Genomic DNA, 19,080 nt, shown 5'->3' on the forward strand with positions numbered 1-19,080 from the left:
TAGGATGGTGGATCGTATGAAAGTAATTGGACTTACTGGCGGAGTGGGGGCTGGTAAAAGTCTGGTTCTCACCATATTAAAAACAAAATATAATGCAGAAGTGATGGAAGCGGACAAAGTTGCCCATGAACTCATGGAACCGGGAGAAGAAGGATATCTGGGGATAAAAGAAACTTTTGGTGAAGCCATTCTTAATTCAGACGGCACCATTAACCGTACTGCACTGGGAAAAGTGATTTTTGACAACGAATCTGCCAGAGAACAGATTAATTCAATGATTCATCCCCTGGTGTGGAAAAGAATCAGACAAAAAATTTCCGCTTCCCAAGCCGGGCTTATTGTGGTAGAATTTGCAATTATGGGTGAAGAAGCGGAAGACATCTATGATGAGATGTGGTATGTACATGCATCGGAAGAAGTCAGAATGAGACGGCTTTTAAAAAACAGGGGCTACTCAAAGGAACGTTCGGAAAAAATGATCAGAAGCCAGGCGTCGGAACAGGAATATGCAAGGCGCTGCGACCGGATAATCGAAAACCATGGTTCTGTTAAGGATTTAGAGGATCAATTGGCGGAAATATTAAAAAGCAGGGGATAGAAAACGATGAGACTGGTAAGCATTGCTAGCGGGAGCAGCGGAAACTGCATTTATGTAGGTTCTGACACGACTCATGTTCTGGTAGATGCCGGAATAAGCAATAAAAGAATTGAACAGGGATTAAACGAAATTGGATTAAAGGGCAGCGAACTCACAGGAATTGTAATCACTCATGAACACTCGGACCATACCAAAGGGCTTGGAGTGCTGGCAAGAAAGTATGGCGTTCCCATCTATGGAACAAGGGAGACGCTTGAGGAGATTTCCAAGCAGAAGTATCTGGGAGAATATCCCCGGGAATTGTTTTGTGCCATTCGCCCGGATGTGGATTTTTTCCTTGGAGATTTAGAGGTCAAACCGTTTTCCATTGACCATGATGCGGCAAATCCGGTTGCATACCGGATACAGCATGAACATAAATCGGTTGCAGTAGCAACAGATATGGGGCATTACAATCAGTACATTATCGAGCATCTCCAGGGACTGGATGCTGTTTTATTAGAATCCAACCATGATGTGAATATGCTTCAGGCAGGACCATATCCTTATTATTTAAAGCGAAGAATATTGGGAGATCATGGTCATTTATCCAATGAAAATGCAGGACGGCTGCTGTGCTGCATTCTTCACGAGAACTTAAAGAAGATTCTGCTGGGCCATTTAAGCAAGGAAAATAATTACGAAGAGCTTGCTTATGAAACCGTAAAGCTTGAAATCTCAGAGGGAGATAATCCATTTAAGGCATCTGATTTTTCCATAGCCGTTGCAAAACGGGATCAGATGTCGGAAATTATCACTATATAAAGAGGAGATGCATGATGAATAAGACGATTATTACAGTAGTTGGCAAGGACACAGTAGGGATTATAGCAAAGATTTGCACTTATCTGGCAAATAACCAGGTAAACATATTAGATATTTCCCAGACCATTGTACAGGGATATTTTAATATGATGATGATTGTTGACATCAATGAAGCAGCGAAGCCTTTTGGAGAGCTTGCGGATGAACTGGAACAAATTGGAGACGAGATTGGTGTAAAGGTAAAATGCCAGAGAGAAGAAATTTTTACTAAAATGCATCGGATCTGATTACTGCAGTGAGGCTTAAGAAAAGGATGGGTTATCGATATGTTGAATATGTTTGAAGTAAATGAGACCAATAAGATGATCGAGCAGGAATTGCTGGATGTGCGCACTATCACCATGGGTATCAGTCTCCTTGACTGCTGCGACAGTGATTTAAAAGCGGTGAATGAAAAGATATACAACAAGATCACCACGGTTGCTAAAAATCTGGTATCTGTAGGAAAAGAGATAGAGAAAGATTTTGCAATTCCCATTGTAAATAAACGTATTTCCGTAACCCCGATAGCAATGGTAGGAGCTGCTGCCTGCAAAACTCCTGATGACTTTGTTACCATAGCACAGACCCTTGACCGCGCAGCAAAAGAAGTTGGTGTTAATTTCATTGGCGGATATTCTGCACTTGTCAGCAAGGGAATGACAACGGCTGATAAAAATCTGATCTGCTCTATTCCAAAAGCTCTGGCCTGTACAGACCGTGTCTGCAGTTCTGTTAATGTAGGTTCTACTAAGACAGGAATTAATATGGATGCAGTAGCTCTTATGGGCAAGATTGTTCTGGAAACAGCAGAAGAGACCAAAGATAATGATTCCCTTGGCTGCGCAAAACTGGTAATATTCTGCAATGCGCCGGATGATAATCCATTTATGGCTGGTGCATTCCACGGTGTTACAGAAGCAGATGCAATTATTAACGTAGGTGTCAGCGGTCCGGGTGTAGTAAAACGGGCGATTGAGGCTGCAAGAGGAAAGGACTTTGAAGTTCTTTGCGAGACCATTAAGAAAACTGCATTTAAGATTACCCGAGTTGGACAGCTGGTTGCTCAGGAAGCATCCAAAAGACTTAACATACCATTTGGAATCATAGATTTGTCTCTGGCTCCCACACCTGCAATCGGTGACAGTGTAGCTGAAATCTTAGAAGAGATTGGTCTGGAACGGGTTGGTGCTCCAGGCACAACGGCTGCCCTGGCTCTGCTCAATGACCAGGTAAAAAAGGGAGGAGTTATGGCTTCATCCTATGTAGGCGGTTTAAGCGGTGCGTTTATTCCGGTCAGTGAAGATCAGGGAATGATTGATGCAGTCGCCATGGGTGCATTAAACCTTGAAAAACTGGAAGCAATGACCTGTGTCTGCTCCGTTGGTCTGGACATGATTGCCATTCCAGGTGATACTCCTGCCTCTACCATTTCCGGAATCATTGCTGATGAATCTGCAATCGGTATGATAAACCAGAAGACAACAGCAGTTCGTATTATTCCGGTTATCGGTAAGTCTGTCGGTGAAACCGTGGAATTCGGCGGCCTTTTAGGATACGCTCCTGTTATGCCAGTTAATCAATACTCCTGTGAAAAGTTTGTAAACCGCGGAGGAAGAATTCCTGCGCCTATTCACAGCTTTAAGAATTAGCCATGGAACAGAACGATAAAAGAGAAGTGACGGATGCACTCAGGGAATTTCTTGATGAATATCTGATTCGTATGATTATCAGCAATCCGGTTGAGAAACAGGGAATGTCCAAAGTGAAAATTCGTCCTCTTAAGCAAAAGGATTTATTGCTGTTTCAGGCCGAAGAGTTGGTTGGAAACCAGGCATTTCATAAAAACCTGACAAAAGAGGAATGTGCAGACTATGCAGCAGATTTACTGGCTGGATCATTTCGGCAGCTGGAACTGGAATCAGCAAAAGGCCAGGTCAGAATTCTGATCAGCAAAAAAGGAGTTCCTGGTATTAAATTGAAACGTATACCGCAAAAAATTACAGCTCTTCCTGTAGTGACGGATCACAACAGACAAAAAAATTATATTTTAAAAGAAGGAACCCCCATACCATTTTTAGTTGATTTGGGAGTCATGTCGGAAAATGGAACCATCATAAAATCAAGATATGACAAATTCCGCCAGATTAACCGGTTTCTTGAATTTATTGAAGATATACTGCCCAGACTTCACAAAGACAGAGAAAATGTGATTATTGATTTCGGCTGTGGCAAATCCTATTTAACATTTGCCATGTATTATTATCTTCATGTGCAGAAGGGGTACTCCATCCGCATTATTGGTCTTGATTTAAAACAGACGGTGATTGATAACTGCAACCGGTTAAGTGAAAGCTATGGGTACGAAAAACTCAGATTCTATCACGGAGATATTGCATCATACGAAGGCGTCAGTCAGGTGGATATGGTGGTTACACTTCACGCCTGTGATACAGCCACTGATTTTGCTCTGGCAAAAGCCGTTTCGTGGGGGGCATCAGTCATTTTATCCGTACCATGCTGTCAGCATGAACTTAACAAACACATAGAGAACAGTCTGATGGCGCCTGTTTTTCAGTATGGTCTGATAAAGGAACGAATGGCAGCTCTGTATACAGATGCCCTTAGGGCGGAGATACTGGAAAACCAGGGATACCGAACCCAGATTCTGGAATTTATTGATATGGAGCATACACCGAAGAACATATTAATCCGTGCTGTTAAGCAGGGAGAAAAGAAAAATAACCGAAATCAAATTGATGAAATTCTGGAATTTCTTCATGGAAATCTGACTCTTTATGATTTGTTTTACAAAGAATAAACTAATATAAAATAATGAGTGAAATATGCTGTCATATATGTTATGATATAAGCAATAATTAAAGGAGGAAAGTCCATGCCTTTTATTAATTCAAAAGTAAATGTTGCGTTATCCGAAGAAGAGAAAGAACTGATAAAGGATAAACTTGGCCAGGCAATCAGTCTGATTCAGGGAAAGTCAGAAAGCTGGCTGATGGTTGGTTTTGAAGATAACTATTCTCTTTATTTCAAAGGAAAGAACAATACGAAGCTTGCTTTTATAGAAGTTAAGATTTTCGGGCATGCTTCTGACCGTGATTTGGATCACTTAACTGCTGAGATTTCCAGAATTTTTAAAGAAGTACTTGGAATTGCCCAGGATAAGATCTATATTAAATACGAAGAAGCAGAGCACTGGGGCTGGAATGGAGCAAACTTCTAAATTTAACTGTTGACACGTCAGACAGGGGAGCGGCTTATGGAGCTTTGGGATATCTTCGATGAAAACAGAGCGGCAACAGGAAGGACTCATGTCCGGGGAGTTCCGCTGGAAAAAGGGGAATATCATCTGATCGCTGATATCTGGACCGTAAATCACAGCAATCTGATTCTACTGACCAGACGGCATCCGGATAAGCCTTACGGATTAATGTGGGAGTGTACCGGCGGTTCGGTTCTTGCCGGTGAGACCACGGTGGAAGGGGCTATAAGAGAACTTTGGGAAGAAGCCGGAATTCATGCAGAAAAAGAGGATTTAACACTGATTCACAGCATCCGGCAAAGGGAACGGTTTGTTGATACTTATATCAACAGGCAGAATATTACCAAAGACGATCTTAAGTTACAGGCAGAGGAAGTTGTGGATGCAAAGTTTGTGACTTTTGAGGAACTTCTTGATCTGTGGAAGCAGGGAATTGTAGTTCCCAAATCCCGGTTTCTTCTATATAAAGACAGGATCAGAGAATTTATCAATCCGCCGTCATAATATGACGACGGATTGTGTAAATTCATTTTTGATTTTTATACCATATTTAGCTTGTAATACTGTCTGATAAATGTGAGAAGAATAGAAATCATGCCGGAGCATAGCGGCAGCTGCTCCCGTTAAATTGGTTTCTGCGCCGGCAGTTTTAGCGATGAGAGGGATGCTCCCTCTCTTTTTTATTTCTCCCATCAGGGATACGGATTCTTTTTTGAATCCCAGTATTCTGGCATAAGGAGCATAGCCTGCCCGCCGGGCATCTTCCGTCAGCTGGCAGGTTGTCCCCAGCAGAATGTGGAGTAAAGCACGGCTCACTCTTGTATAGGTATATTGTCTGGTTTTTAACTGGTTGATCTTTTCTTCAAATGAATGATAATCAGGAAGCTGCTTTGTAATTCTTGCAGCCAGTTCATCTGACACATCGGAAAAATTATTAAATGGGATTCCTTCCATAGACAGCCTTAGGAGAGCAGCGTTTAAAAGGAGACTGAAATCGTCGCAGTAAAGAGGTTTGCTTTCCTGTATTTTTAATTTTACCGGATCTGGTACATAATCGAAGACTGTGTTCTCCGTCTCATTGTAATGTTCTCCCGATTCCCTTAATGCCTTTCTAAGTCCGGTTGCAGAGCAGAAACGATCGGGCATAAGCAGAGGATCGTGATAGCCGCTTCCATTTCTTGCTATGGTCAAAGGTGTTAAAGAAGCGTTTTGCCGGTAGATGGCCTTTAAATATTCAATTCCCAAAATGTTGTTGGGAGAGGCCAGAATCGAGGCATCTTCTTTTCCTACAGCTCCGCTGGTGACAAGAGCGGTGTTCCTTGCTTCTGGAAAAGTAGCCCCCTTTTTCAGTTCTTTACGCAACTCATCTGAATAAACAGCAGGTTCGTTGGCGAGAATAGTAGCAATAGCGGAAAGTTTTTCCATATCCCCGCTTTCACTGCCAAAACACACAGTATCAACTGCCCCCAGACCGTTCAGCAATGCCACAGAGGAGGATGCAAAGTCTTCTGCGCTTCCGGAAGCAAAAACAGATGGAATTTCCAAAACCAGATCGGCTCCACAGGAAAGTGCCATGGCAGTCCTTGTATACTTATCATAGATAGCAGGAGCTCCCCGCTGTACAAAATCTCCACTCATGACTACCACAGCATATTCTGCATTTGACAGTTCTTTCGCTTTTCTGATATGATAGGCGTGGCCGTTGTGAAAGGGGTTGTATTCAGCGATAATACCTACAGCATGCAAATTTTTCTCTTTTATCATAAAAAACGTCCTTTTTCTTTTTTTCAACCTATATTATGCTATTGTTTCGCAAAAAATGCAAATTATTTTGCCACAACACTTGAAAATTTTCAGGAATGCTCATAGAATAGAGTGAGAATCAAGAAGAAGCATTGATCAATTAGAACAGGAGAATAGATAAGTATGAATTTTATCGTTGAAACATCAGCTCGTCATGTACATTTATCTCAGGAACATCTTGAGATTTTATTTGGACAGGGATATGAATTAACCAAGAAGAAAGAATTATCCCAGCCAGGTCAGTTTGCTTGCGAGGAGAGAGTTACTGTTGTGGGATCAAAAGGTGAGTTCAAAGGAGTTTCCATTTTGGGACCAGTCAGAAAATCTACTCAGGTGGAACTTTCTCTGACAGATGCCCGTTCTGCAGGAATCGCCGCACCAGTAAGAGAATCCGGAGATATTGCAGGCAGCGGACCATGTAAGATTGTCGGACCGGCAGGTGAGATTGATATCACAGAAGGTGTAATTGCAGCAAAGCGTCATATTCATGCAACGCCTGCAGATGCACAAAATCTGGGAGTTGAAAACGGCGAAATCGTTTCTGTGAAAATTGATACCAATGGCAGAAGTCTTGTTTTCGGAGATGTAGTTGTACGTGTAAGCGAGTCCTATGCTCTGGCTATGCACATTGATACGGATGAATCTAACGCAGCAGGCTGCGGCAGAGAACAGTACGGCGAAATTGTAAAATAATTGAAGGAGAATTTAGTTTTATGAAAATTTTAGTTATCAACTGCGGAAGCTCTTCCTTAAAGTATCAGTTAATTGATATGGAAAATGAGGGAGTTTTAGCAATAGGTTTATGCGAAAGAATTGGTATTAACGGATCCAAACTGACTCACAAAGCAGAAGGAAAAGGCAAATTTGAATTAGAAGAAGAGATGCCTAACCACACTGTAGCAATCAAGCTGGTTATGGATGCCCTGGTTAATCCTGAGCATGGAGTAATCAAAGATACCAGTGAAATTTCTGCAGTAGGACACCGTGTTCTCCATGCCGGTACTATTTACAGTGATTCCATCGTTGTAAATGAAGATGTTAAAAAAGTGATCCGTGACTGTTTCGATTTAGGACCTCTGCATAACCCTGCAAACTTAATGGGTATTGAGGCATGTGAAGCAGCTATGCCAGGAACACCAAACGTAGCTGTTTTTGATACTGCATTTGGTATGGGTATGCCGGAGAAGGCTTCTCTTTACGCAATTCCTATGGAATATTATGAAAAATACAGCATTCGCCGTTACGGCTTCCATGGAACAAGCCACAGCTTTGTTTCCAAAGAAGCACTGGGCTTTTGTGATCTGGATTCCAACAATGGTAAGGTTATTGTCTGCCATTTAGGAAACGGCGCAAGCATCTCTGCTTCCATCGGAGGCAAGTGCGTGGATACAAGTATGGGTCTTACTCCTCTTGAGGGTCTTATTATGGGAACCAGAAGTGGTGATATTGATCCGGCTGTGATTCAGTTTATCTGCAACAAAGAAGGAAAGACAGTCAACGAAGTGCTGGATATCTTAAATAAAAAATCCGGTATTCTTGGTATGTCCGGCGGAGTCTCCAGCGATTTCCGTGATGTTCAGAAAGCACAGGCTGAGGGAAATCACCTGGCTGATACAGCAATTAATGCATATATCTATCGTGTTGCAAAATACATCGGCGCTTATACTGCAGCTATGAACGGAGTAGATGCCATCGTATTTACAGCAGGTGTAGGCGAGAATGACAAGCCGATCCGTGCAGGAATCTGTTCTTATTTATCCTACCTTGGCGTAGAAATTGATGCAGAAGCTAACAGCCACAGAGGCGAACGCATGATTATTTCCACACCTGATTCCAAGGTAAAAGTATGTGTAATTCCTACAAATGAAGAGCTTGCAATTGCAAGAGAGACAAAAGCTTTGGTATAATTCCTTAAATATTAGCACATTATAGTTTTTATAATGTGAAATATGGAAATATTTTGTTGACAAATAGTGCGCCCCTATGTATAATTACATAGGTGCGTATTAGGAGACTATAATATGCTTATTAATTTAACCGAGTTGTTTACCCTGGAAGGGAAAGAGAAAACCTACACACTTGATATAGAGATGAAGACTTATCATGGACCCTACGGAGATTATGAGATAGCAGATGCCAAACCGGTAGTGCTGCGGATCATGAATCTGGGTGGAAAGAAACTGGAGCTGGAAGGAAAAGTGGAACTCACTTTACTGATTCCCTGTGATCGTTGTCTGGAGCCTGTCCCCAATGAGCTGAGTTTTGATGTCATTCGAATGGTTGATTTAAGTGAAACCAGAGATGAGAGTGAAGAGGATCTCGAAGAACAGCCATATGTAATTGGTTATTGTCTGGATGTAGACCAGTTGGTTTGTGATGAACTCATACTGAATCTGCCTATGAAGGTTCTCTGCAGTGAAGACTGTAAGGGAATTTGTAATAGATGTGGAACAAATCTCAATCATGAGACTTGTGACTGCGATGTTAGGTCGCTTGACCCGAGAATGGCAGTCATCCAGGATATTTTTAAACAGTTTAAGGAGGTGTAACCATGTCTATCTGTCCAAAGAATAAATCTTCTAAAGCTAGAAGAGACAAACGTAGAGCAAACTGGAAGATGAGCGCTCCGAACTTAGTGAAATGCAGCAAGTGCGGTGAGCTTATGATGCCACACAGAGTATGCAAAGCTTGCGGTTCTTATAACAAGAAAGAAATCATTTCTGTTGCTGAATAATTTCAGTATGGAAATAGCTCAAAACATAAAAAGGCAAGGAATCTGATTATTCAGGTCCTTGTCTTTTCTTGTTGTGGGGAAAAGGTGAGCTATACAGCTAATATTGATAATAAGGACGCAAGTATTTTGTTTTTAATCATCCGGTTCTATGCTATACTGAAAGAAAAATGACCAGCTTATGGGGGTATAATATGGCACAGATAAAATTACCGGAAATATTTCAGAACGGAATGATCATTCAGCGGAATAAGACGATTAAAATATGGGGAGAGGCTGAGGGGACGGACAAGCTGAGAATCACCTTCTGCGGTGACAGCATTTCTGCAGATATAAAAGAAGGGAAGTTTTATTGCGAATTAGCGGCAAAGGAAGCGGCATATGGGCAAAAATTAGAGATTTTCGCTGGTGAAAAAGAAGAACCTGATGTGGTTCTGAAGGATGTCTGCATTGGTGATGTCTACATAGCAGCCGGTCAGTCCAACATGGAATATTTTTTAAGATACGATGCCCACTGGAATGAGATAAAGCAGTGGGAGCAAAACGATATGATCCGCATGTTTAACTGCAAAAGGATTGCTTTTAACGGCCAAAACAGAGATCTTCCTGAATGCGGCAGCTGGTTTAAAGAACAGGAATATCAGTGGGAGAGTTTCTCTGCTCCAGGCTATTGTTTTGCCAGATCCATTCAGCCGGTGATTGGTGTTCCAGTTGGTATTATAGGCTGTAACTGGGGCGGAACTCCGGCCTGTGCATGGATGGAAGCTTCGTATTTAAATGATCCGCCTCTGTCTGTATTTATAAAAGAATATGAGGATGCTGCAGGGGCTGTTGATGAGGATGAAATGAGACGGCTCAGCCTTGAGGCCTGGGAGTATGAAGATTCCTACCTTCATCAGGTTGCCTGGAGAGCAATGATGTACGGCATGAACCAGCAGGATCAGGAGCGCTGGATGGATGAAACTGCGAATGCACCGGTTCTTCCTATGGGGCCTTATCATCACTACCGGCCTTCCGGATTGTATGAAATGATGCTGAAAAAGCTTGCACCCTTTTCTGTGAAGGGAGTTTTATGGTATCAGGGAGAATCAGATGCAGGCCATGGGGAGATATATGATAAAACCTTTGCTTCTCTAATCCGCTGCTGGAGAGACTTGTGGCAGGATGAACTGCCATTTCTCTATGTTCAGCTGGCGCCGTTTGGTAAATGGCTTGGAATCGGAGGAGAGGATTATCCGGTTGTAAGGGAGAGTCAGGAACGGGTATTAAAAAACGTACCCGGTACAGGTATGATCTCTATTATGGATCTGGGAATGTATGAGGATATCCACCCGAAAAGAAAGAAGGAAGTAGGGGAACGTCTGGCACTTCTGGCAAGAGGATTGATCTACGGGGAAGACATCTTATGTGAATCTCCGGAATTTACAGGAGGAGAGCGGGAAGGAAACCAGATTCGTCTGCATTTTTCCCATACCGGATCAAAATTACACGTAAACGGGAACGTTATTAATAGCCTGTATGTAGAACAGGGCGGTAATTTAATTGGAGTAAAGGATTTTCAATTGGATCAGGGTTTGTTGCTGAATTTTGAAACGCTGACAGAAGAACCGGTTGAAATCAGGTTTGCAAAAGAGGGATACTGTGAAGTTAATCTGTTTAACGAGGCAGATCTTCCTGTAAGGCCATTTTCCGCTGTGGTTATTTAGGAGGCTGCCATGGTAAAAATAATCAATCCAATACAAAAAGGCTTTTATCCTGATCCATCCATATGCAGAGTTTCTGATGATTACTACATGGTTCATTCTACCTTTGCATATGCACCTGGTATCCCTGTATTCAAAAGCCGTGATTTAAAGAACTGGACTTTAATCGGACAAGTTCTGGAACGGAAAGAACAGCTTCAGCTTACCGGAGCCAGAGTTTCCCAAGGTATTTATGCGCCCACAATCAGGTACCACAATGGATTATTTTATGTAATTGCCACCAATGTATCTGCAGGCGGGAATTTCTATGTGACTGCCACAGATCCAAAAGGCCCATGGTCAGACCCGGTTTTTCTTGAGAATGCGCCAGGAATTGATCCAAGTCTGTATTTCGAAGAAGATACCTGCTATTATATCGGACAGCGTACAAAGGAACATCCGGCTTATTACGGGGATTGTGAGATATGGATTCAGGAGCTTGACATAAAAGAGAAGAAGCTGGTGAAACAACCAGTTGTATTATTTGATGGAAGCATGAAACGTACGATATGGGCGGAAGGACCTCATCTGTACAAAATTCGCGGCATGTATTATCTTCTTCTTGCAGAGGGAGGGACGGAGTTTAATCACAGTGTAACCGTTGCCCGGAGCCAAAGTCTTTTTGGCCCCTATGAAGCATGCCCCAATAATCCCATTTTAACCCACCGACACCTGGGACATAATTATCCGGTGCAGTGTATCGGGCATGGAGATCTGATTGAGACTCCTTGTAATGAATGGTTTATGGTGATGCTTGGTACAAGACCTTTCAATGGCTGTGCTGAATTAGGCAGAGAGACATTTCTTGCAGAGGTTATATGGGAAGATGGCTGGCCGGTAGTGAGTCCCGGTCTGGGTAAAGTTCCTGAGTGCCTGGAGTTTTCCACTTTGGAGAAAGAGCAGGAGGTCTTACCGTCTGAGCCCGATATTCAGTGGACAGATCCCCTTGACACGCGCTTAATTGGTTTAAGAGATCACCCTTCCCGGCTGCCTATAAAAATCACCGGGGATGGCAGTCTGCAACTTCCTTATCTTCCTGAAACCATAGAAGATTTGTCCGTTCCTGCCTATGTAGGGACCCGGCTTTTATCCAGAACTTTCCATATCCGGGTATTGATCGAGTCCGAGCCGAAAGGGGCGGAGGAAGCAGGACTTGTCTATTTTTACAATGAAACCCATTATGTAAAAGTTGTCATTTGTGAAAGAGATGGACAGCTGGAAGCGGTAACAACCATTCGAAAAGGAGAGGACTGGGAAGAGAAAAGCAGAATAGAAGTCACCGGCAAAATTCATGAAATTAAGCTGTTGGGGCATGACCAGGCACTGTCTGTTGAGATTGATAATCGCACCACAGGGCAGCCCTTCCATATAGGTGATCTCTGCTCACAAAAAGCCGGTGGATTCACCGGCTGTACTGTAGGGGTATATGCTTCTGCCGTACATGAGGCTTCTGACCGTTTTGCAGTCTTTGGACCGCTTCATGTCCGCTTTTTTGATTAATCCTGGATATACATCTGGCGAAATTCTGTAGGTGTACAGGATTTAATGATCTTAAACATACGTATAAAGGCGGAGGGGCTGGAAAAGCCGGAGCGCAATGCCACTTCAGTAACAGAAAGCTGAGGGTTAATGAGCAGGGTTTCGGCAACAGCTATCCGCTTTTTATTGACATATTTATAAAATGAAATATTAGCAAATTGTTTGAACAGCCTGGAAAAATGATATTTGCTGAATCCAAGGAGAGATGCAACTTCCTCTAAGGTTAATTCTTCTGTGCAATGGCTGCTGATATAATTGCAGATGTAAATGAATTTCTCTGCATATTTTTTCTGCTGAATGTTGCCTATATCCAGAGAACTGACCTGCTGGGTGTGGTTGCGCCCAATCAGAGCAAACATTTCCAGAAGCCTTGAGTAGATCTTTGTTTCTGTGAGAGGCATGTCTTTCCTGTATTCTTCAAAAATTTCCAGCATATACTGATGGAGCTGGTCATGGATAGATGGATAAAGTTCCGGCGTAACAAGGAACGTAGGATTTAAAAGCGTAAGTATGGATTCCAGCTCTTTGATTTCATGAAACATGGGAAGTTCAGCCTGAAAAATAATCCGCCGTCCTGATTTCGGCGCTTTTAAGGCGTGAATGACTCCCGGACAGATCAAAATAATATCGCCTGGTTTTAATTCAATGGTGTGAGTGCTTAAAACGATGGTGTATTTGCCGGTAAGAGGCATAATGATTTCAAGGGGAGTATGCCAGTGAGAAGGATAGTCTTCCGCCTGGGTGTTGTCATACAGGCGGATATTGGTATATTCTTTATAATTTACAGTCTCATGAGTACCTTTCAGATTTTCAATCAAAGTAAAACCTCCCCATAATATTAATGATAATGAATAATTGCTTTTGTTGTTTGTAAAAATTATAAAATATACTCCAATAAATATCAACATAAAATAGTAAAAAAGGCATATTTTAATTTTTGGTAGTTAAATAACACAAATAAACCATGATTTAAAAAGTGTATTATGTATATTACGTTTAAAACAAAAGTATGTACAAAATTTACAAATAGCAATATTTGATAATAGACAGGCAATAATTATAAAGAAAAACCGAGAAAATTCTGATACAGTTAATACATATCATAATTGCTTCAAATAATGTGAAGATTGTTAAGGAGGAAAGGTATGGTAAAGAGATTTGTTTCGGGTTTTTTGGCAGCTGCACTTGTATTGGGGTCACTTTCTGGATGTTCAGTATCTACAGATACTGGCGGAGGTGCAGGATCATCAGGCGCCACCACAGAGACTACTTCCGGATCTGTTACTGCAACGGGGAAAGAAGAGCAGATTACATGGATGTTCTGGGATGATTTAAATGCCACCGAAGATTTAGTCAGCAAGGGGTACAAGCAGGTTATAGACCGGTTTAATGAACAGTATAAGGGGAAATATTACTGTAATGTTGTCACTACCAATCTGGAGGAATACCCGACAAAATTAAATGCTTTGGTTACTTCAGGCAATACACCCGATGTATTTATCTGTAATCCAGGGCCTAATTTAACTCAATATGTGGAATCTGGTGCAGCAGCAGATTTGACCGATATTTTGAAAAACCAGGAGTCACAGTGGTATGGTAATTTTACAGATGGTATCTTTGAGCGTATTACATATGACGGAAAGATAATGGCAATTCCTACTAACTTTGCAGCTGCCTGCGTATTCTATAATACAGACATCTTTAAAAAGGCAGGAGTTGAGGTGCCAAAGACCTATGATGAACTGCTTGCAGCATGTAAAAAAATCAAAGAAGCTGGTTATACACCAATTTCCTGTTCTGCAGGTACTGCATGGTGTCTTTCCATGATAGCCGGTTATCTCTGTGACCGTGAAGGCGGACCGGATAATCTGGTTGATGTAAATGCAGGAAAGATTGAATGGACCAGTAAAACATTTGTTGATGCAGCAACCAAGTTAAAAGAACTTTCCCAGTATTTCCAGGACACTGCAGCTGGAGATTCCAATGATCAGGCAACTGCAAACTTCTACAATGGAGACGCAGCCATGCTGGTACAGGGTTCCTGGGCAATTGCTCAGATCAACGGAAATAATCCGGAATTTGAAGACAAATGCGGCGTATTCCAGTTCCCGGCTATTGAGGGTGGCTCAGATCCAAACCGTATGATCGTAAAAACAGATAATCTCGTTATGAGTTCAACCACAAAGCATAAAGAAGCAGCCCTTGCACTTATGAAGATGTTCACCGATGACACTGCTCAGAAATATACGGCTGAAGTAGCTGGCAAGATTCCGGTTACCAAAGTGTCAATTGACTATGACAAAGCTCCAAAGCAGTTTGCTTATATCAACGATATCTTAAAGAACGTAACCGGTACATTAGGATTTTATAATGAATCACTGGCAAGCGTAGAAGCAGGAGATACCTTTGATGCAGCCATGGTAGATGTATTCCTCGGTAATGCAGAACCACAGCAGGCACTTCAGAAAGTACAGGATTTCTATAATAAAAACGTCTGGAAAAAATAATTGACAGAATGATGAGGGTATGCGAAGCATAAACGCCTTTGCATACCCTCATTATAGAAAGAGAGGCAGCCATATGAACAGGCTATTGGAGGATAGAAAAGCGGCTTTTATATTTATTGCGCCGGCATTCCTTTTATTTACTCTGATTTTATTTGTTCCGATTATCCAGGTTATCTACTATTCCCTGTGTAATTATACGGGACTGACGAAACCGGATTTTGTCGGATTAAAAAATTATATTGATTTATTCACCAGTGATGAGACCATGAAAATCGCTTTGAAAAACTCCATATTTTTTATGCTCTTCTCTGGTGTGACTCAGCAGATCACCGGTTTATTCCTGGCGGTTCTACTGACCAATATTAAGGCAGGCAGGAACTTATTTAAAAATATTTACTACCTTCCCTGTGTACTTTCATCAGCTGCGCTTGGACTTTTATGGGCGTTTCTTTTTAATCCTAAAATAGGTATTAATAATCTTTTGGGTTCATTTGGTATCCAGGGACCCAACTGGCTTTTTGACACCAAAGGATTTATCCCTCTTCCTATGTGGGTGATCGGTTGTGTTGCTTTATGGCAGTACGTCGGTCAGAATATGATGCTTTATATGGCTCAGATCAGTGGGATATCCAGAGATATCTATGAAGCTTCCTATATTGACGGGGCCTCCAAAGGACAGTCGTTTCGTTTTATAACCTTACCGTTAATCAAGCCTATGCTGATTACCACTCTTTCTTTGAACTGCATTGGTTCTCTTAAATTTTTTGACCTGATTTATAATATGACTCAGGGAGGACCAAACCATCGTACGGATGTGCTGGCAACCCATTTATATACCCAGGGATTCAAGTATTATAAATACGGTTATGCAAGTGCGATTTCTATGATATTACTCATTTTATGCCTTTTTACCACATTCCTCATCAGTAAATGCATAAAAGTTGAAACGTACGAGTCTTAGAGGGAGGAAAATAATGAGAATAGAAGATAACCAGAAAAAAAAGAAAAAGATCACTGTAACCGGTGTGCTTTTATATGCATTGCTGATTGCCCTTGCTCTTGTTTATTTACTTCCGCTGGTCTGGATGCTCAGCGTTTCTCTGAAATCCAACAGGGAAGTACTGACTTCACCATTTTCACCTCCCAGTGTTCTGCAGCTGGGCAACTACATATTTGCATGGGTCAACGGACAGTTAGGAGTGGCAACTTTAAACTCTGTAATAGTGTGTACTACCGCATTGGTAATCAGTTTACTGATCGGAGCTATGGCGGCATTTGCCATCGCCAGAATGAGACTGAGCTTTCTTAAATACATGATGCAGTATTTTCTCATTGGAATGATGATACCGGTACATTGTGTTCTGATCCCGCTTTTCGTCCGGTTTTCCAACTGGCATCTGACCAATCAGCTCATTGGACTGATTATCCCATATATTACGTTTTCTCTTCCAATGACCATATTTTTAATGACAGGATTCTTTAAAAGCATGCCAGGAGAGATTTTTGAAGCAGCGTGTATTGACGGCTGTTCCATTTATGGCTGCTTTATCAGAATTGCATTACCTCTCTCCAGAGTGGGGATGTTCGTGGCAGGTATTATGACGTTTGTCGGCAACTGGAATGAGCTGCTGCTGGCGATGGTATTTATATCTGACGTAGCTAAAAAAACACTTCCCGTTACTCTGACTTATTTCGTAGGTCCCTATGCTACAAACTATGTACAGATGTTTGCGGCAATTATCATAGCAATTGCACCCACAGTTATCGTTTACAGCATTTTCAGCAACCAGATTGTAGACGGACTTACCACAGGAGCAGTAAAGGGATAAGACATCATTTTTCAGGAGGAAAGACAAGTGAATCGGAAAGAAGCGCGAAAAAGAGCGGAACAGTTAGTAGCAAACATGACATTAGAAGAGAAGGCAAGCCAGTTGCGATATGATGCGCCGCCTATACGCAGACTTAATATACCAGCTTATAACTGGTGGAATGAAGCGCTTCATGGTGTGGCAAGAGCCGGGACAGCAACCAGCTTTCCTCAGGCCATTGGTTTAGCAGCTGCTTTTGATGAAGAACTGGTGCATGAAATTGCAGAGGTCATAGCAGAAGAAGGAAGAGCCAAATACAATGCATTTACAAAACAGGATGACAGGGATATCTATAAAGGACTGACATTCTGGTCCCCAAACGTAAATATATTCCGGGACCCCAGATGGGGCAGAGGACAGGAAACCTACGGGGAAGATCCTTATTTAAGCAGCAGGCTGGGTGTTTCCTATATAAAAGGACTTCAGGGTGAGAGTGAGACCATGAAGGCAGCTGCCTGTGTGAAACATTTTGCTGTTCATTCAGGTCCGGAAGCTCTGCGTCATGAATTTAATGCAGAAGTTTCCCCGAAGGATTTAAGAGAAACTTATCTGCCTGCATTTGAAGCTGCAGTAAAAGAAGGAAAATCGGAAGCGGTTATGGGAGCTTATAACCGGACCAATGGAGAACCCTGTTGTGCCAGCAAAACCCTGATGCAGGATATTTTAAGAGGGGAATGGGGATTTGAGGGACATTACGTTTCTGACTGCTGGGCAATCCGTGATTTTCATGAACGCCATTTAATCAGTCCTGATGCAAAAACATCTGCAGCAATGGCATTAAATGCTGGCTGTGATTTAAACTGCGGCAATACCTATCTTCATATATTAAACGCCTACCAACATGGGCTGGTAACTGAGGAAGCGATAACAGAATCCTGTACAAGACTGTTCACAACCAGATATTTGCTGGGATTGTTTGATGACAATGAATTTGATTCCATTCCTTATGAGAAAGTGGAGTGTAAGAAGCATCTGGAACTTTCAGAACGAGCTGCCAGGGAAAGTATGGTTCTGTTAAAAAATAACGGGATTCTTCCTCTGGATAAAGAAGCGGTTAAAACAATCGGAGTGATTGGACCTAACGCAAACAGCAGGGCTGCTCTTATTGGTAATTATCATGGTACTTCCTCAGAATACATTACAATTCTGGAAGGGATAAAAGCGTTTGCGAAAGATGATATCAGGGTTCTCTATTCAGATGGCTGCAATATCAGCCGTCCTAAGACGGAAGCTCTGGCATTTGATCATGACCGCATCTCAGAGGCTGTGATTGTAGCTGAGCATAGCGATGTGGTTGTTCTCTGTCTGGGACTCAATGAACTCCTGGAAGGCGAAGAAGGCGATCAGGGCAATCAGTATGCTTCTGGAGATAAGGAGTCATTGCTGCTTCCTGAGTCTCAGAGAAAATTAATGGAGGCATTGTCTCATACCGGTACTCCGGTTGTGCTGTGTATGATGGCAGGCAGTGATATTGATTTAAGCATTGCAAAAGAGAATTATGACGCTATTATACAGGCATGGTATCCGGGAGCAAGAGGAGGAAAGGCATTTACAGAGCTTTTATTCGGTCTTTATTCTCCATCAGGAAAATTATGTGTAACGTTTTATGATCCGGAATGTGATCTGCCTGATTTTACGGATTATTCCATGAAGAACAGAACCTACCGTTATTTGGAAAGTAAGCCACAGTATCCTTTTGGGTTTGGTTTGACTTATGGCCAGGCCAAAATGTGTGATGCTTATTTAGCCATGGACGAGATGGAGATTGAGGCTGTCGTTGAGAATATCGGAGACAGAGCGGTTGAAGAGGTTATTCAGGTTTATGTAAAAGTTATGGATTCAGAATTTGCCCCCCTGCATCCAAGACTTTGCGGTTTTAAAAGGGTGGCACTGAATTGCGGGGAGAAAAAGAGTGTAAAAATAAAGTTGGATCAGCGGGCTTTTATGGTTGTAAATGAAAATGGGGAGTATATCAAAGACGGAAACCACGTCGAATTATATGCAGGCTTTAGCCAACCAGATGAAACAAGCATACAGCTTATGGGATGTAAGCCGGTGAAGTTGACGGCAGAGATCTAGATTCCACGGGCAAATACGGACTATCCGCTTCTTTTGATAGTCCGTATTTGTGTTTTAGCTTTATTGTTTGAATTTTATAGAAAGCCTTTA

Annotated in this window: 19 protein-coding genes; 17 read left to right on the plus strand and 2 right to left on the minus strand. The window is 42.1% G+C overall.

Translation table 11 applies throughout. The features are described from left to right. Positions 1-16 precede the first annotated feature (16 nt). The 7 genes from coaE (at position 17) to BXY41_RS07170 (ending at position 5,225) form a co-directional block, all read left to right on the plus strand. A complete protein-coding gene (coaE, locus tag BXY41_RS07140; protein WP_104436130.1) occupies positions 17-598 on the plus strand; it encodes a dephospho-CoA kinase in 582 nt (193 codons plus the stop codon). 6 nt (positions 599-604) lie between these two features. Further along, the gene (locus BXY41_RS07145; protein WP_104436131.1) at positions 605-1,402 is read left to right on the plus strand and encodes an MBL fold metallo-hydrolase; all 798 of its coding nucleotides are present in this window, start codon (positions 605-607) and stop codon (positions 1,400-1,402) included. A gap of 14 nt (positions 1,403-1,416) precedes the next feature. Then, positions 1,417-1,689, plus strand: a complete 273-nt coding sequence (locus BXY41_RS07150) for an ACT domain-containing protein (RefSeq protein ID WP_104436132.1) — start codon at positions 1,417-1,419, stop codon at positions 1,687-1,689. A 39-nt stretch (positions 1,690-1,728) separates the two neighbouring features. Beyond that, positions 1,729-3,093, plus strand: coding sequence for a PFL family protein (locus BXY41_RS07155; RefSeq protein WP_104436133.1), 1,365 nt, complete (start codon positions 1,729-1,731; stop codon positions 3,091-3,093). Between the two features lie 2 nt (positions 3,094-3,095). After that, positions 3,096-4,262 carry a class I SAM-dependent methyltransferase gene (locus tag BXY41_RS07160; protein ID WP_104436134.1) on the plus strand — a complete coding sequence of 389 codons (1,167 nt, stop codon included), beginning with the start codon at positions 3,096-3,098 and terminating at the stop codon, positions 4,260-4,262. Positions 4,263-4,337: 75 nt separating this feature from the next. Continuing rightward, a complete protein-coding gene (locus BXY41_RS07165) occupies positions 4,338-4,682 on the plus strand; it encodes a phenylpyruvate tautomerase MIF-related protein (RefSeq protein WP_104436135.1) in 345 nt (114 codons plus the stop codon). A 36-nt stretch (positions 4,683-4,718) separates the two neighbouring features. Next, on the plus strand, positions 4,719-5,225 hold the full coding sequence (locus BXY41_RS07170; RefSeq protein WP_104436136.1) for an NUDIX hydrolase: 507 nt from the start codon (positions 4,719-4,721) through the stop codon (positions 5,223-5,225). Here the strand turns inward: BXY41_RS07170 and BXY41_RS07175 are convergent. Continuing rightward, positions 5,220-6,485: a nucleotidyltransferase gene (locus BXY41_RS07175; RefSeq protein WP_104436137.1), complete on the minus strand. Its 1,266-nt coding sequence runs from the start codon at positions 6,483-6,485 to the stop codon at positions 5,220-5,222. The two genes, BXY41_RS07170 and BXY41_RS07175, sit on opposite strands and share 6 nt — an antisense overlap. Positions 6,486-6,647: 162 nt before the next feature. On the opposite strand from BXY41_RS07175, the gene pduL reads away from it, so the two are divergent. The 6 genes from pduL (at position 6,648) to BXY41_RS07205 (ending at position 12,497) form a co-directional block, all read left to right on the plus strand. Next, positions 6,648-7,217 carry a phosphate propanoyltransferase gene (pduL, locus tag BXY41_RS07180; protein WP_104436138.1) on the plus strand — a complete coding sequence of 190 codons (570 nt, stop codon included), beginning with the start codon at positions 6,648-6,650 and terminating at the stop codon, positions 7,215-7,217. Positions 7,218-7,237: 20 nt separating this feature from the next. Then, entirely contained in the window at positions 7,238-8,431 is a 1,194-nt protein-coding gene (locus tag BXY41_RS07185) for an acetate/propionate family kinase (protein ID WP_104436139.1), read from the plus strand. A gap of 114 nt (positions 8,432-8,545) precedes the next feature. Continuing rightward, positions 8,546-9,073, plus strand: a complete 528-nt coding sequence (locus BXY41_RS07190) for a YceD family protein (RefSeq protein ID WP_104436140.1) — start codon at positions 8,546-8,548, stop codon at positions 9,071-9,073. A 2-nt stretch (positions 9,074-9,075) separates the two neighbouring features. Further along, a complete protein-coding gene (gene rpmF, locus BXY41_RS07195) occupies positions 9,076-9,258 on the plus strand; it encodes a 50S ribosomal protein L32 (protein WP_097006282.1) in 183 nt (60 codons plus the stop codon). A gap of 191 nt (positions 9,259-9,449) precedes the next feature. Beyond that, entirely contained in the window at positions 9,450-10,961 is a 1,512-nt protein-coding gene (locus tag BXY41_RS07200; protein WP_170072251.1) for a sialate O-acetylesterase, read from the plus strand. A gap of 9 nt (positions 10,962-10,970) precedes the next feature. Continuing rightward, the gene (locus BXY41_RS07205) at positions 10,971-12,497 is read left to right on the plus strand and encodes a glycoside hydrolase family 43 protein (RefSeq protein WP_104436142.1); all 1,527 of its coding nucleotides are present in this window, start codon (positions 10,971-10,973) and stop codon (positions 12,495-12,497) included. Here BXY41_RS07205 and BXY41_RS07210 read toward each other — a convergent pair. Continuing rightward, complete coding sequence (locus BXY41_RS07210) at positions 12,494-13,354, minus strand: helix-turn-helix transcriptional regulator (RefSeq protein ID WP_104436143.1); 861 nt, start codon at positions 13,352-13,354, stop codon at positions 12,494-12,496. The two genes, BXY41_RS07205 and BXY41_RS07210, sit on opposite strands and share 4 nt — an antisense overlap. 327 nt (positions 13,355-13,681) lie before the next feature. On the opposite strand from BXY41_RS07210, the gene BXY41_RS07215 reads away from it, so the two are divergent. The 4 genes from BXY41_RS07215 (at position 13,682) to BXY41_RS07230 (ending at position 18,990) form a co-directional block, all read left to right on the plus strand. Then, on the plus strand, positions 13,682-15,043 hold the full coding sequence (locus BXY41_RS07215) for an ABC transporter substrate-binding protein (protein ID WP_104436144.1): 1,362 nt from the start codon (positions 13,682-13,684) through the stop codon (positions 15,041-15,043). A 73-nt stretch (positions 15,044-15,116) separates the two neighbouring features. Next, complete coding sequence (locus BXY41_RS07220) at positions 15,117-16,004, plus strand: carbohydrate ABC transporter permease (RefSeq protein WP_104436145.1); 888 nt, start codon at positions 15,117-15,119, stop codon at positions 16,002-16,004. 13 nt (positions 16,005-16,017) lie between these two features. Next, positions 16,018-16,872: a carbohydrate ABC transporter permease gene (locus BXY41_RS07225; RefSeq protein WP_104436146.1), complete on the plus strand. Its 855-nt coding sequence runs from the start codon at positions 16,018-16,020 to the stop codon at positions 16,870-16,872. A gap of 27 nt (positions 16,873-16,899) precedes the next feature. Continuing rightward, complete coding sequence (locus tag BXY41_RS07230; protein WP_104436147.1) at positions 16,900-18,990, plus strand: glycoside hydrolase family 3 C-terminal domain-containing protein; 2,091 nt, start codon at positions 16,900-16,902, stop codon at positions 18,988-18,990. Positions 18,991-19,080 lie beyond the last annotated feature (90 nt).

Source organism: Lacrimispora xylanisolvens (genome assembly GCF_002934545.1).
GTDB lineage: Bacteria > Bacillota > Clostridia > Lachnospirales > Lachnospiraceae > Lacrimispora > Lacrimispora xylanisolvens.